This window comes from Anaerocolumna sedimenticola, from assembly GCF_009931695.1.
In the GTDB taxonomy this organism is placed as follows: Bacteria; Bacillota; Clostridia; order Lachnospirales; family Lachnospiraceae; genus Anaerocolumna; species Anaerocolumna sedimenticola.
Genome location: NZ_CP048000.1, coordinates 4,471,120 through 4,486,215, shown reverse-complemented (window position 1 = coordinate 4,486,215; position 15,096 = coordinate 4,471,120). Strand labels below are relative to the sequence as shown.

Here is a 15,096-nt window from a genome sequence, read left to right as displayed (position 1 = left end):
AGTGGTTAAGGAGCAAGAGAATAGAAATACTTATCAAATACATGCTGAAAGTAATGTGGGTGAGGTGCAGATTGCTGATGAAGTAGTTGCTACCATTGCCGGTTTAGCTGCCACCGAAGTAGAAGGCGTCGCTGCAATGTCAACTAATATCACCAAAGAATTGGTGAGCAAATTAGGTATGAAAAACTTATCCAAAGGAGTTAAGATTGATGTTAGCTCAGACTCCGTATCGGTGGATTTATCCCTGACATTGGAATATGGATACAGTATTCCCAATACCTCCAGACAGGTTCAGGAAAAGGTTAAATCAGCAATTGAGAATATGACCGGTTTGACGGTTTCGGAAGTTAATGTCAGGATTTCAGGTGTTAATATAGAAAGAAACAAATAAACGAATAAAATAATAGTGTCTAAACCCATGCAACCCTTAGATAATTCTATTTAAGGGTTGTTTATGTGTTAATACCATTTCGTTTTATAAAGGTTGAAAGAAAATTAAAAGTGAAAGGATGCCATAAATCATTCTTTTAACCTGTTTTATATGAGGCGGTACCGCTAAACAGCATGCGGTATGCAATGGATGTAATTATGAGTAGAAGAGAAATCAGGGAACATCTTTTTCGAATGCTTTTCCGAAAAGATTTTCATGAAGATACGGAATTAAAGGAACAGATTGATTTATATTTTGAATCTTTAGAGGAACCAAAAGAAGCGGATTTACTTTATTTAAAAGAGCGTTTTCATAAAATAAATGAAAGAATTCCGGAAATTGATGCTATATTAGCAGAAGCTTCCAGCGGATGGAAATTAAACCGTATGGGTAAGGTGGACCTTACCATAATGAGGCTTGCCATATATGAAATTAAATATGACAATGATATACCAACTAAAGTAGCTATTAACGAAGCTGTTGAAATAGCCAAAATTTTCGGAGGAGATTCCTCCGGATCCTTTGTTAATGGTGTTTTGGCTAAGCTCGCTAAGGATGAATAACAATATATCAGGCGGTATCTGAAGTTTACTTCGGATATGTTATGGGAACAAGGGTGATTTCATGAATAATGTTTATTCCGTAACACAGGTTAATTTATATATCAAAAATATGTTTATAAGGGACTATGCTTTAAATAATATTTATATTAAAGGAGAGGTATCCAATTGTAAATATCATACTTCCGGGCATATTTATTTTACACTGAAAGACGATAAAGGGCAAATGGCCTGTGTCATGTTTGCCGGGCAGAGAAATGGTTTGAAATTTCAGTTAAAAGAAGGACAGAGCATTATAGCCCTTGGGTCTGTGAATGTATATGAAAGAGACGGAAAGTATCAGCTTTATGCGAAAGAAATAATACTTGACGGCTCCGGTCTTTTATACCAGAAGTATGAACAGCTTAAAAACCAATTGGAAGAAGAGGGACTCTTTGAAGCAGACCACAAGAAAAAGATACCTGTCTACCCGAAAAAGGTTGGCATCGTTACAGCTAAGACAGGAGCGGCAATTCAGGATATCATAAATATTACAAAACGACGGAATCCATACGTTCAATTAATACTTTATCCGGCTTTGGTGCAGGGTGAGGGAGCGGCACAAACCGTTGCAGCCGGGATTCGTACTTTGGACAAACTGGGTGTGGATACGATAATAGTCGGACGCGGGGGCGGTTCCATTGAAGATTTATGGGCTTTTAATGAAGAAATTGTGGCGAGAGCTATTTATGAATGTCAAACCCCTGTTATTTCAGCGGTAGGTCATGAAACCGACGTGACTATAGCTGATTTTGTCTCTGATCTGCGGGCTCCGACGCCGTCCGCGGCTGCAGAGCTGGCTGTACCAGATATTAAAGCGATTCTTTTTGATATAACGGCACTGAATCATTCCCTGAACAGCGGCTTACAAAAGAAAATTGCAGTTTACCGTAATGAACTGAAACATCTATCCTTAAAATTAGATTATGCAAGTCCTATCTATCAAATCCGCCAAAAAAGGCAGCAGCTGATTGATATGGAACAGAAATTGTCGCAGCAGCTGCAAAATAAGTTAACACTTAAAAGACATATGCTGGAACTATATATTGAAAAATTAGAAGGGCTTTCTCCTCTTAAGAAATTAAATCAGGGGTTTGCCTTGGTTTTAAATAGTGAGAACAAGATAATGAACCATCTTGATAAAGTATCGGTAGGTGAAAAAATCCGCATTTGTATTACGGATGGTGATGTATTGGCTACGGTTGATGAAATGATTAAAAAGGAGCGGAATTAAATGAAAAAAGAAGAAAAATCCCTGGAAGCTTCCTTTCAAGAAATAAATGAAATTATAAGTAAGCTGGAACAGGAAGATATTACGCTTGAAGACTCGTTTTCACTCTATCAGGAAGGTATCAAGTTACTAAAATATTGTAATGATTCCATCGATAAGGTTGAAAAAAAGCTTATAATATTAGGGGAGAAAAATGAAACAGATGAACTTTAGGGAAGAACTTGATAAGAGGGTTAATTATATTGAAGCAATAATTAAGGAATATCTGCCTGAAGAAGAGGGATACCAAAAACGTATCTACGAAGCTATGAACTATAGCATACTGGCCGGAGGTAAAAGGCTTCGTCCCATGTTAATGTTGGAAACATACCGTTTATTCGGTGGATGTGAGGAAGAAGAAATAAAACCTTTTATGGCCGCAATAGAGATGATTCATACGTATTCTCTGGTACATGACGATCTTCCTGCAATGGATAATGATGAATACCGCAGAGGAAGAAAAACCACTCATATCGTATTTGGTGAAGCCATGGGAATTTTAGCAGGAGATGGTTTACTAAATTATGCTTTTGAAACAGCCTGTCTGGCATTAAAAGGTGGTTCTTATGAAAATTTAAAGTGTGCGGCAGCCGCACTTAGTATCCTTGCCAAAAAAGCAGGTATTTATGGGATGATAGGCGGACAGGTTGTTGATATGGAGGGATTCGGAACTCTAAATGAATCGAATATGCACTTAAATAAGAATGAAAATGAGGTACCATTATCAGACTTCCATACGAATCATAAATCAATTCTGGATAAATTAAACTATATGTACAGGCTAAAGACAGGCGCTCTGATTGAAGCCAGTATGATGATAGGCGCTGTATTGGCAGGGGCAGATGCGAAAGAGGTACTGACAGTGGAACAAATGGCTTCGGATATAGGCCTTGCATTTCAGATAGAGGACGATATTTTAGATGTTACTTCAACGACTGAGATTATGGGAAAGCCAGCTCACAGCGATGAAAAGAATAATAAAGTTACCTATGTAACCTTATTAGGAATAAACAAAGCAAAAGAAGAAGTTGCGGCATTATCAGAGAGAGGAATTTCTGCTTTTCAAACGCTAAAGAAAGAGAATCAGTTTTTACAAGATTTAATTATAGATCTTATTAACCGTAAAAAGTAGTAATTTGAGAAGAATATATCGTTTATCGGTTCATTACTTTCCGATAACTTATTATAAACAGAAATGAAGGTGAAGTTTTGTCACGAATCTTGGATAATATAAATCAGGCAAATGACATAAAAAAAATAAACCCATCCGATTATAAGAAACTGGCTGAGGAAATTAGAAAATTTCTGGTGCAAAATATCAGTAAGACAGGCGGGCATTTAGCTTCTAATCTGGGTACGGTGGAATTAACCATGGCCTTGCATCTGTGTATGGACTTTCCTAAGGATAAATTAGTATGGGATGTGGGCCATCAGGCTTATACGCATAAACTATTAAGCGGAAGGAAAAATGATTTCTGCACTTTAAGAACTTTCGAGGGATTAAGTGGATTTCCCAAAAAGAAAGAAAGTAATTGTGATTCTTTTGATACCGGACACAGTTCAACTTCGATTTCAGCCGCAATGGGACTGGTAAAAGCCAGGGACTTAAAAGGTGAGAATTACAGGGTTACGGCAGTTATCGGAGATGGAGCATTATCCGGAGGATTAGCATTTGAAGCTTTGAATAATGCGGCAAGGCTTAACTCCAATCTGATGATAGTTTTAAATGATAACAATATGTCCATTTCAGAAAATGTCGGTGGTTTGGCTAATTATTTAGGTCAATTGCGGACAAACGTAAAATATAATAAATTTAAGGATTCCATAGAAAATGCTTTGAATCATATTCCTGGGCTGGGTTCTATCATTATGGACAAATTAAGAAAGTCTAAAGATTCCATTAAACGGCTGGTTATTCCGGGTATGTTATTTGAAGATATGGGATTAACTTATATAGGACCGATTGACGGTCATGATATTAACCAGTTGATTACTGCATTTTCCAGTGCGTCCAAAGTTAATGAAGCAGTTCTGGTTCATGTAATAACCAAAAAAGGCAGAGGTTATAAACCGGCTGAGCTGAATCCCTGCTGGTACCATAGTGTGGAATCCTTTGATGTAAAGACCGGCAAAAATAGTACCCCGAAAAAAGGTGTTACCTATACCGATGTTTTCTCTGAAACCTTACTAGAACTTGCGAAAGAAAACGAGAAACTGGTAGCAATCACGGCAGCCATGCCCAGCGGGACCGGTTTAAATAAATTTATGAGACAGTATCCGGAACGGTTTTTTGACGTAGGGATTGCGGAAGAACATGCGGTTACTTATGCCGCCGGTTTAGCTTCCGGTGGTTTGAAACCCTTTGTAGCTATTTATTCTACATTTTTGCAGCGGGCTTATGATCAGATTCTTCACGATGTATGTATTAATAAACTTCCTGTAGTACTTGCTATCGACCGTGCCGGGTTAGTCGGAAATGACGGTGAAACCCATCAGGGAATCTTTGATATCTCATTTTTATCCCATATGCCGTCGATGACAATGTTAGCACCTAAGAATAAACAGGAATTCCGTCAAATGCTTTATTTTGCAAATCAGTTTGACGGTCCTGTTGCCATTCGGTATCCCAGAGGCCGGGTATATGAAGGGTTGGAAGAGTTCCAAACTCCAATCGAATACGGCAAAAGTGAGATTATTAATTTAAACAAAAGAAAAAATAACGATGTGTTTGGAACCGATAAAGATCAAACCTCCCTTGATATATTTGGCAAAGAATTTCAGCCGGAGACTATGGTTATCCTTGCAGTAGGAAGTATGGTGGAAACAGCTGTACAGGTTGTTAAGGAATTGAGTAACCTTGGCAAGCAGGCAGTATTGGTAAATGTGAGATTTATTTCTCCTATGGATGAAGCGTTGTTCCACCGCTTAGCATTAAGTACTGGGGTATGGATTACCATGGAAGAAAATGTAAAGACAGGCGGTTATGGTGAAAAAGTTGCTGGATTTTTAATGGAACATAATTACAGGCAGATCAGACTGATTAATATTTCTCTGCCGGATCAATTTATAGAACAGGGCGATGTTGCAGTATTAAAAGAAAAATTACAATTTGACGCAGCATCTATTTTAAAAAATATATTAGCAAAAGTAGAAAGTTAATTTCGTAATATTCGTTTCTATTTTGTGGAGGTTATTGTGAAGGAACGATTGGATGTTTTATTAGTTAAAAGAAACCTGATAGAATCCCGGGAAAAGGCAAAAGCGATTATCATGGCAGGAAATGTCTTCGTTGACGGGCAGAGAGAAGATAAAGCCGGAAGTACATTTGCGGATTCGGTAACCATAGAAGTAAAAGGTATTCCATCAAGATATGTAAGCCGCGGAGGTTTTAAATTAGAAAGGGCTGTTGAACAATATGGGGTTTCCTTAGAGGGAAAAATATGTATGGATGTGGGGTCCTCAACAGGAGGATTTACGGATTGTATGCTGCAGAACGGAGCCAGTAAAGTTTATGCCGTGGATGTGGGAACAAATCAGCTTGCCTGGAAATTAAGACAGGATGAACGGGTTGTTTCCATGGAAAAGACCAATATCAGGTATTTGGAACCGAATCAAATTCCGGACAGTATAGATTTTATATCCATAGATGTAGCATTTATATCCCTTACAAAGGTTTTGTTACCCGTACGAGAACTGTTAAAAGACGGCGGTGAGGTTGTATGCCTTATAAAACCTCAATTTGAAGCAGGCAGGGAAAAAGTAGGGAAAAAAGGTGTAGTTCGTGAACAGAGTGTTCACATTGAAGTAATAGAGAAAGTAATTATTTATGCCGTATCCACAGGTTTTCATATTCTTAATCTGGACTATTCACCGATTAAAGGACCGGAGGGTAATATTGAATATTTATTACATATTCAGAAAGATATCATCCCTGACCGGGAACAGGAGACTGAATTTGCTTTAGAAGAATGCAATCAGTACGTCCACAATGATGATATAGGTAATTTATCGAATTATATTCATAATATTGTAGGAGTCGCTCATAATACATTAAACTTGTAAATAAGGAGTGTTTATGATACAATAATATGGGCATTGTATAAATAATCATAACAATGTAATTTATAGGAGCTTTTAATGAAAAAGTTTTGTGTAATAACAAATCGGGATAAAGATACAGATTTAGAAATTACAACTAAGATTGTAGATTATATGAGGAAAAATCAAAAGGAATGTATCCTTTTGGAAGGTCAAAACCCTGTAAATTACCAAAACCGTTTTACGGATGCAGGTACTATTCCTAAAGATACGGAATGCGCTATTGTATTAGGCGGGGACGGTACCATTATACAGGCTGCGAATGATCTTGCAGGAAAAGGGATTCCTATACTTGGTATAAATCTTGGAACACTGGGTTTTCTGGCAGAAATTGAAAAGCATAACCTTTATGAAGCGCTGGATGTCTTATACTCGGATCAATTTAGTTTAGAGAACAGAATGATGCTGAAAGGAAATGTATATAGCAAAAAAGTGCGGGTTTACGGCGGTATTATATTAAATGATATTGTTATAACCCGAAGTGGTTTTTCAAGGATTATTAGTGTAAGTATTTTTGTAAATGATGAATTAGTAGGGCGGTATCGCGGTGACGGAGTTATTGTATCCACGCCGACAGGTTCCACAGGATACAATTTATCCTCCGGTGGGCCGATTGTTAAACCGGATGCAAGAACTATTATCATAACACCAATATGTCCTCATACTTTAAATTCCAGAAGTATTGTGGTTTCTTCCGAGGATGCTGTTAAGATAAAAATCGATGAGAGCAAAAAGACCCAGGAAGAAGAAGCAATAGCTACATTTGACGGACGGATGGCAATTTTACTTCAGGCAGAAGATATTATAGAAGTGGGTAAAGCAAAAGAAGAAACAAAATTAGTGAAAATCAATCATACTAGTTTTTTTGATATACTAAGAACAAAAATAGGACAAGGCGGGGAATAAATATGAAAGTAGGAAGACAGAGTAAAATTATAGAGTTAATTAATAAGAATGATATTGAAACCCAGGAAGAGTTGGCAGATTTACTAACGAAAGCAGGTTATAATGTAACTCAGGCTACAATTTCCAGAGATATCAGAGAATTAAAATTAACCAAAATATCAGTAGATGACGGAAGACAGAAATATATTGTTTTAAACAATACGGAAACCGGTTTAAGTGAGAAATTTGTCCGTGTTTTAAAAGATGGTTTTGTTTCCATGGACATGGCCCAGAATATTATTATTGTAAAAACCGTATCCGGTATGGCTATGGCTGTTGCAGCAGCTTTGGATGCATTACACATTCAGGGAATTATGGGATGTATTGCAGGAGACGATACGGTTATGTGCGTAATTAAAACTACGGAAGAAACCGTTATTGTTATGGAAAAGTTGAACAAACTTATCAATTCAAAAAGCTTGTAAATAAAAACAGACCGTGGTACAATGTTTTATTGTGCAGGTTATCTCATGATCTGAAGAACCTGCGATTTAAATTAGGTAATTGGAAAAACTAGATTATTGTATTTATATGCCATGCAATTAATACAATGACAGAGCTGAATTTTGCCCCTAAAGGCAACTGAAGATATGAAATTCGTATTAATTGTATGGTATATCCAGAAGACTCTAGAGTTTCGCAATTACCTATATCCATTAATAATAAAAAGGAGAGTTAATATGTCGGGACATTCCAAATTTGCCAATATAAAGCATAAAAAAGAAAAAAATGATGCTACAAAAGGAAAAATCTTTACGAAATTAGGAAGAGAAATAGCGGTAGCGGTAAAAGAAGGTGGTCCGGATCCTAATAGTAACAGTCGATTAAAAGATATCGTAGCGAAAGCTAAATCCAATAATATGCCTAATGATACCATAGACAGAAGTATTAAAAAGGCTGCAGGTGATGCAAATGCTGTCAATTATGAATTTGTAACCTATGAGGGCTATGGTCCTAATGGAATTGCAATTATTGTAGAAGCTTTGACCGATAACAAGAACAGAACTGCATCCAATGTAAGAAATGCATTTACTAAAGGTAACGGTAATGTAGGTACACCAGGTTGTGTATCATTTATGTTTGATAAAAAGGGCCAAATTATTATAGATAAAGAAGAATGCGACATGGAAGCGGATGAACTTATGATGATCGCATTAGATGCCGGTGCGGAAGATTTTACAGAAGAAGACGATAGCTTTGAAGTTCTGACCGATCCGGATTCTTTTAGTGAAGTTCGTGAAACGCTGGAAAAAGCAGGAATACCAATGGCTCAGGCTGACGTAACTATGATTCCGCAGACCTGGGTAGAATTAACCAGTGATCAGGATATTAAAATGATGAACCGTACTCTTGACTTACTCGACGAGGATGATGATGTACAGGAAGTATATCATAACTGGGATGAGTAAGGGAAAAGGCTGATAGTACTGTTTTTATTGGTTTTTTGCAATTTTAAAAGAGAAAAAAGTTTACCAGTATGATATACTAGGTAGCTTTAAATAGAAAATGGAGGGTACTTCTAATCCTACATTTATCACAACTGACACAAGTGATGAATGGAGGATTTTTCTATGTAAAATCAAGATATTTTAAAAGAATCAGTTTGGTGATATGAAAAGGTAATCGTTATTCAGATATTAAAAAGAATTGAATATAATTTATAGATGCAATGCAGAGGGGTTATCAAATCCTCTTTTTTTGTATGAATTCCTATGGCACAATACATTTAAATCTGCAAGATTGCATCCATTAATTTATTGAGGTAAATTTTGACTTTTCCAAACTGGAATATTATAATAAAAGAAATAATTGAAGATGGAAGCTGGGATGCTTGACTGATTATTGTTAAGACTGATTAATTTATATTTCTATCCGAAAATCAGGTAGGGTGTTACCACATACTACATGTATAATAAAATACTAACATCTGATATAATTCTAATGTAGGTCTTTATGTATATAATAGATGAGGGTAATAGGAAACGTATGGTAAAATTAATAATTATATTTTTGACATCCTTTTTTATTTTCTCCCTTGTAATTCTGTTGTTTGCGCTAATTAATCCTAATATAGCAAATGAAAAAATTCTGACTATAATACAACATATTGGATTAATATATATGATTTTACTTTATATCTCAATTGTATTATTGGGAATATGTGTTGTAATAGGTACCATGTATGGAATTAAAAAGATCGGCTTTACAACCATTGCTAAAGAGGCTGCTCTTTCGTTTTTGGGTACATTTTTAATCGTTATTCTATTATCTTTAATTAAGGATAAAACGTTTTTAAATCCGGATAAATTATATCTGCCATTTGCATCGTTATGTGCCCCCTCCTTAGTTAGATTTTTCTCTATTAAGAAATAAGAGCATATCAACTTTAGCGGATTTCTGGGTAGGATCTTTACCCATACTGCATGTATAACTCTTTAAAGGATATGATTCTATACAGATTAATTTTCGTGATTTATATATTTAAGAAGAAAACTAAGTTTAATGATTAGTTATAAAAGTTTTAACATCAACGGTTAAATAAGAAAGATACCATTGATGAACGTATTACAATATACGAATTAAAAAGGAGAGTATAATATGGCTTCTAAGCTTCCAATTGTAAGACAAATAAAATATAGTTTCTTGTTACCGAGTATCTTGTTGATAGTTATTTCTTATGGAATTTTTTCTTTAATGGGGATTTCAATTCCTATAGAAGAGAGTTTAATTGTATATTTAGTGGTTTCCTATACTGGGAGAGCAATAATACCAAAAAATCATAGAAAAGGAATTAACTATATTAAAAATAACCAATATGATGAGGCATTAGTTGAGTTTCATGAAAGCTACCTATATTTTTCAAAATATAAATGGATTGATAAATATAGACATATAGTAATGCTGTCCCCCAGCCAAATTTCATATACTGAAATGGCTTTATTAAATATGGCATTTTGCTATGGACAGCTAGGGAATGGTGAGAAAGCAAAGGAGTTATACCAACAGGTATTAAAAGAATTTCCTGATAGTCAGATAGCAATAACTTCATTAAAGATGTTTGAAGCAGCCAGTGGTTTGGATTTTAATAAGCAGCAATATATTGATAAATAGTATCCCATTTACTGTGAGATTTTCTTTAAATTATACATGGAATTAGAGGTATAAAAGTATATGAAAAACAGATTATAATTTGGTTCGGCAGGTATTACCGGTAAATCTTTAAAGAAAGGATTTGATGTTAACAATAAAAATTAAAGGAGAAAATAAATATGAAAGAAGCACATCCGGGATTCTTTCACAGCAAAACAGGATTCTTCCGTTAGCAGTAAATTTTAGTGTAATCGTAGTTCAAATTTCTGTGGTTTGGTTTATTACAAGGAATTCAAGGAAAAAGCAAAGTGAGAATTAGCAAGCTTGCTTGCAATAATTCGAACGCGCACGCGAACCGAAGAAACTCGCAAAGCGTGTTTCTTCCAGTTTTAAAACTATGGAAAGTTTGCTAGAATACTGCCTATTTCTTTAGCGGCTATAAGGATAAATACAAAAAATGAATCATAAACATTAATTTTTTTACAAAATATTAATATATTAACGCTTGTTTTTGGAGGAAGATAATGATAAACTACTACTCAATGATTGTAAGAAATGTTAAAAAATTTGGTTATGATGTAAGAGGTTTTAGGTATGAAAACAAAAAAGAAAGCCAGGATTCTGGTAGTAATAGTATGCGTAGTTCTACTGATTGCAGCTGCATATTTTATTAATTATATGCTTCGGGTCAACCGATATCAGGAAAAAGTAAGTAATTTAACTTATAATGATATTGATATTTCTAGTATAGCCGACGGAACTTATATCGGAGAATGTGATGTTGATTTTATTTATGCTAAAGTCGAGGTTACCGTTAAAGGCGGAAAATTAACGAATGTAAAACTACTGGAACACAAAAATGAGCATGGAAGCAATGCGGAGGCCATAACGGATAAAATACTGCAAGAGCAGCGCATTGATGTTGATGTTATTTCGGGAGCGACCAATTCAAGTAAGGTTATTAAAAAAGCTGTTGAAAATGCTTTAGAACAATAAAATTAAAGGGTATTAAAGCCTCGAACCATTGAATAAAAATACATAAGAAAATTCCTCTGTGTACCATAAATCGGATTATGGTCCACAGAGGGATTTTTAAACAAGAAAGGGTAAATTGAAATGATGATATCAAGTGAAGTTAAATACATACCCGCATTTCTAAAGCCGGAAAAAATTGAAAAAGATGCGTGGGCCCTTATTATATCTGGTAAACAAATATTATTATGGAAAGCAGACAATCAATTACGGATTCCTGAAATAAATGAATTGAAAGATACCATATCAATAGATGGAGACATGGTGTATATCGGCAGATACGACGGTCATGCCTGTTATTGCAAAAAGATAGACGATTTGCAAACACTTACAGAGAATCTAAAAGCAGTGGAATTAAGGGAAATTACAGTACAAACCGGTGATCCGGGGTTATTTATACTTGCAGGTACGGCAAATCATATACTCCATTGGAATAGCGTGAATCAGTATTGCGGTTACTGTGGACATAAAACTGCGGATAAAAAAGATGAGAGAGCAAAAATCTGCCCTAATTGCGGATATACGGTATATCCAAGAATCTCTCCGGCAACGATTACAGCAGTGTTTCATAAGGATAAGATATTACTAGCTCATAATAAAAATTTTAAAAAGGATTTATATAGTCTTATTGCTGGTTATGTTGAACCTGGAGAGACTCTGGAGCAGTGTGTGGTACGAGAAATCCGGGAAGAAGTAGGGATTAAAGTTAAAAACATGAAATATTTTGGAAGCCAGCCCTGGCCGTTTCCAGATTCTTTAATGATGGCTTTTACCGCTGAATATGAAAGCGGAGAAATAGAGGTAGATAATTTCGAAATTACAGATGCTGCTTGGTATAGTGCAGATAACTTACCGGAGATTCCAAACACCGACAGTGTAGCAGGTAAGATGATTCGTTGGTACCGTGACCAGATGAACAAAATGTCAAATTAATAGAGATGTATAAGCGGACCCTAAAAATATCTAGAAAGGTCCGCTTTATTAATTCCGCGAAAGCAAAGTGAGAATTAGCAAGCTTGCTTGCAATAATTCCAACGCGCACGCGAACCGAAGAAACTCGCAAAGCGTGTTTCTTCCGGCTTTAACCATGTATGGATGCTATACAAAGGATAGAAGTAAACGAAAATAGGTACTTATATGAAAAAATTTAAATTATGAAATTATATCCCACGAATCCATAATAAGGCGGATGATATAATAGAATAAAAATAGGAGTTTATCTTATGAAATTAAAAAAATATCTGAGTTATTTAAGCATTTTTCTGATTGCTTTAACAATTTCCGGTGTAATTTATAATACCTATGCGGCAGCAAAGTATTATCCTATGCAGGTAAATTACATAAATGTTGGTGAATCGGACAGCGTTTTGATCCAGTCGGACGGAAAGAATATGATAATAGATGCAGGCGATACGGATGACGTTGATGTAATTATCAATTACCTGGAATCGAAAAAAGTTAAAAAGCTGGATTACATAATTGCGACACATCCTCATGAAGACCATATTGGTGCCATGGATGATGTAATTAAAAAGTATACCGTTGGCAAAGTAATTGTACCGATTATAACACATACTACAAAAGCATATACCAATTTAGTTACTACAATTAAAAAAGAAGGTTTAAAAATAACGAAACCGGTTGTTGGTACAAAATATACTTTAGGGAAAGCTTCTTTTACTATCTTGTCCCCGAAAATTATAATTATGGTGATAATATAAACAATTATTCCGTAGGGATAAAGCTGGTCAACGGTAATGACTCATTTATATTCTTAGGTGATAATGAGTCGGAAGCAATTACCGATATTCTGGCTAATAAAATAAACATAAAAGCAGATGTATTAATGTGTGGACATCACGGTTCTAAAACCAGTACAAACGATAAATTATTAAATGCGGTAGATCCGGATTATGCTGTAATATCAGTTGGTAAAAATAATTATGGTCATCCGAGTGACAGTACGTTAAATTTACTGGCTAAAAAGAATATAAAGACTTATCGCACTGATATAAGCGGAACAATTGTAGCATCCAGCACGGGAAATAAGATAACATTTAATGCAAAACCTACTGAAATAAAGTCGGTAAAAAGTACGGATAACAGCACGATAGTATACATTACGAAAACCGGAAAGAAGTATCATCTGCCTAACTGCCCATACTTAAGCCAGAGTAAAATAAAAACTTCTTTAAACGATGCAAAAGCAAAGAATTTAACTCCCTGCAGCAGATGTAATCCGCCCAAATAAATGGATATGTTAAAAAGTAAATTTATAAATGACAAATTAAGAATATTAAACAAAGGTTTAATATTCAGAAAGGAGAAGAACAATATGGAAAAACTTATAATAGATAGATTTGAAGAAGAGTTTGCAGTATGTGAAAAAGAAGACAGGACTATGATAGATATTCCAAGGTCATCTTTGCCACAAGGGGTAACAGAGGGAAGTTGTATTATTATAACGGATAATGGAACAATCAAAGAAGATCAGGAGGAATATCTAAAAAGGAAAGAAGAGATAGCAAGATTATTAGAAGAACTGGCTGAGTAAATTTATAGAAAAAAGCCAACTGTTATCAGCTGGCTAAAGAGAGGGAGATTTATGAAAATCTATGTTAAGGTTACTTATTTGTAGGCGAAGCCAGTAACCACTATAGCAGTCGTGGCTTCTAAAATTTATTTTATTTATAATATTATAATAAATGAAAAATGTGTAGCAGGTATGAACGATTCGTGAAAGAATTATGAAATTAATTAAATGAAAATAAAATTTAATAGGATTAAATTATGTTACATATTTCTGGTTCAATGGTAATTATTACATTAAAGGATATTTCTATGGAATTCACACTTTCTTCACATCTTATGGGAATACTAATTCAGAAAGTTAGTGTACTTGTTGTTAAGAAAGTGAGGAAGCAGGATGGATAAAGGAAAGTTATGCGGTTTGGCTTTAGCAGGTATGATAGGATTCCTTAGTATAAGTCCAATTACCACCTTTGCGGCTGAAACAAATACGGAATCAGTAACTCAGACAGATAATCTTAACAAAAATAAAGATAGAAAAGCAATTGAAGAAAAATTAAAAAAAGCTTCAGAAAAATGGAATACTCTATCTGCTAAGCAAAAAGAGGAAGTTTATTCGCTGTTAGAGGAAGAAATGAAAGTTGAAAGCAGGTTAATGGATAAATTAGCTGAATTTGGAATATTAGAGCAAAATGATGCAGAAGCTATGAAATCCCGTATGCAGGAAAGATATAATAGAATAAAAGAGAGCGGGGATTTTCCATTTATCAGGCAAAAAGGAAGAAAATAACAGGTAAAGATTAAAAGCGGCAGGTTACGGATCGATATAACAACAAGAACGCTAACTTTTTTATTCAAGTATTATAACTAGGAAAAATATGCTAGTTACTCCGTGGCAACATTACTTGCTTTAACAGTAAGAGTATGCTAAACTAAAAAAGATGAAAAATGTGATATTATAGGGAAAAAGGGAGGATAAGAACTAATAAAAATGTTATATATATTTAGGAATAAACATTAATGATTAAAATCAGAATTGATACATAATTGGCTATATTTAGATTATTTGAATGAATTATTCAAAATAACACAAAAATGACAAA

18 protein-coding genes are annotated in these 15,096 nt (G+C 34.8%); all 18 read left to right on the top strand.

Going from position 1 to position 15,096, the window contains the following annotated elements; all coding sequences use genetic code 11:
* The first annotated feature begins 1 nt into the window (after position 1).
* The 18 genes from Ana3638_RS19930 to Ana3638_RS19845 all read left to right on the top strand — a co-directional run bounded on the left by Ana3638_RS19930 (position 2) and on the right by Ana3638_RS19845 (position 14,783).
* A complete protein-coding gene (locus tag Ana3638_RS19930) occupies positions 2–391 on the top strand; it encodes an Asp23/Gls24 family envelope stress response protein (protein WP_161839593.1) in 390 nt (129 codons plus the stop codon).
* A 197-nt stretch (positions 392–588) separates the two neighbouring features.
* Positions 589–993, top strand: coding sequence for a transcription antitermination factor NusB (gene nusB, locus Ana3638_RS19925; RefSeq protein ID WP_161839592.1), 405 nt, complete (start codon positions 589–591; stop codon positions 991–993).
* A gap of 61 nt (positions 994–1,054) precedes the next feature.
* A complete protein-coding gene (gene xseA / locus Ana3638_RS19920; protein ID WP_161839591.1) occupies positions 1,055–2,263 on the top strand; it encodes an exodeoxyribonuclease VII large subunit in 1,209 nt (402 codons plus the stop codon).
* Positions 2,264–2,473, top strand: coding sequence for an exodeoxyribonuclease VII small subunit (gene xseB, locus Ana3638_RS19915; RefSeq protein WP_161839590.1), 210 nt, complete (start codon positions 2,264–2,266; stop codon positions 2,471–2,473).
* A complete protein-coding gene (locus Ana3638_RS19910; protein ID WP_161840646.1) occupies positions 2,463–3,431 on the top strand; it encodes a polyprenyl synthetase family protein in 969 nt (322 codons plus the stop codon). Before xseB ends, Ana3638_RS19910 begins: the two co-directional genes overlap by 11 nt.
* 77 nt (positions 3,432–3,508) lie before the next feature.
* Positions 3,509–5,458, top strand: coding sequence for a 1-deoxy-D-xylulose-5-phosphate synthase (gene dxs, locus Ana3638_RS19905; protein ID WP_161839589.1), 1,950 nt, complete (start codon positions 3,509–3,511; stop codon positions 5,456–5,458).
* A 36-nt stretch (positions 5,459–5,494) separates the two neighbouring features.
* Positions 5,495–6,361 carry a TlyA family RNA methyltransferase gene (locus Ana3638_RS19900; protein ID WP_161839588.1) on the top strand — a complete coding sequence of 289 codons (867 nt, stop codon included), beginning with the start codon at positions 5,495–5,497 and terminating at the stop codon, positions 6,359–6,361.
* Between the two features lie 75 nt (positions 6,362–6,436).
* Complete coding sequence (locus Ana3638_RS19895; protein WP_161839587.1) at positions 6,437–7,303, top strand: NAD(+)/NADH kinase; 867 nt, start codon at positions 6,437–6,439, stop codon at positions 7,301–7,303.
* Between the two features lie 2 nt (positions 7,304–7,305).
* A complete protein-coding gene (gene argR, locus Ana3638_RS19890) occupies positions 7,306–7,767 on the top strand; it encodes an arginine repressor (protein ID WP_161839586.1) in 462 nt (153 codons plus the stop codon).
* A 255-nt stretch (positions 7,768–8,022) separates the two neighbouring features.
* Positions 8,023–8,751, top strand: coding sequence for a YebC/PmpR family DNA-binding transcriptional regulator (locus tag Ana3638_RS19885; RefSeq protein ID WP_161839585.1), 729 nt, complete (start codon positions 8,023–8,025; stop codon positions 8,749–8,751).
* A gap of 712 nt (positions 8,752–9,463) precedes the next feature.
* Positions 9,464–9,715: a hypothetical protein gene (locus tag Ana3638_RS19880; protein ID WP_161839584.1), complete on the top strand. Its 252-nt coding sequence runs from the start codon at positions 9,464–9,466 to the stop codon at positions 9,713–9,715.
* Between the two features lie 225 nt (positions 9,716–9,940).
* Entirely contained in the window at positions 9,941–10,453 is a 513-nt protein-coding gene (locus Ana3638_RS19875) for a tetratricopeptide repeat protein (protein WP_161839583.1), read from the top strand.
* Positions 10,454–11,026: 573 nt separating this feature from the next.
* Positions 11,027–11,428: an FMN-binding protein gene (locus Ana3638_RS19870; RefSeq protein ID WP_161839582.1), complete on the top strand. Its 402-nt coding sequence runs from the start codon at positions 11,027–11,029 to the stop codon at positions 11,426–11,428.
* Between the two features lie 120 nt (positions 11,429–11,548).
* On the top strand, positions 11,549–12,397 hold the full coding sequence (gene nudC, locus Ana3638_RS19865; protein WP_161839581.1) for an NAD(+) diphosphatase: 849 nt from the start codon (positions 11,549–11,551) through the stop codon (positions 12,395–12,397).
* Positions 12,398–12,687: 290 nt separating this feature from the next.
* Positions 12,688–13,185: an MBL fold metallo-hydrolase gene (locus Ana3638_RS19860; protein ID WP_161839580.1), complete on the top strand. Its 498-nt coding sequence runs from the start codon at positions 12,688–12,690 to the stop codon at positions 13,183–13,185.
* A gap of 125 nt (positions 13,186–13,310) precedes the next feature.
* Entirely contained in the window at positions 13,311–13,715 is a 405-nt protein-coding gene (locus tag Ana3638_RS19855) for a ComEC/Rec2 family competence protein (RefSeq protein WP_161839579.1), read from the top strand.
* 84 nt (positions 13,716–13,799) lie between these two features.
* The gene (locus Ana3638_RS19850) at positions 13,800–14,018 is read left to right on the top strand and encodes a DUF3006 domain-containing protein (RefSeq protein ID WP_161839578.1); all 219 of its coding nucleotides are present in this window, start codon (positions 13,800–13,802) and stop codon (positions 14,016–14,018) included.
* Between the two features lie 372 nt (positions 14,019–14,390).
* Positions 14,391–14,783: a DUF2680 domain-containing protein gene (locus Ana3638_RS19845; RefSeq protein ID WP_161839577.1), complete on the top strand. Its 393-nt coding sequence runs from the start codon at positions 14,391–14,393 to the stop codon at positions 14,781–14,783.
* Positions 14,784–15,096 lie beyond the last annotated feature (313 nt).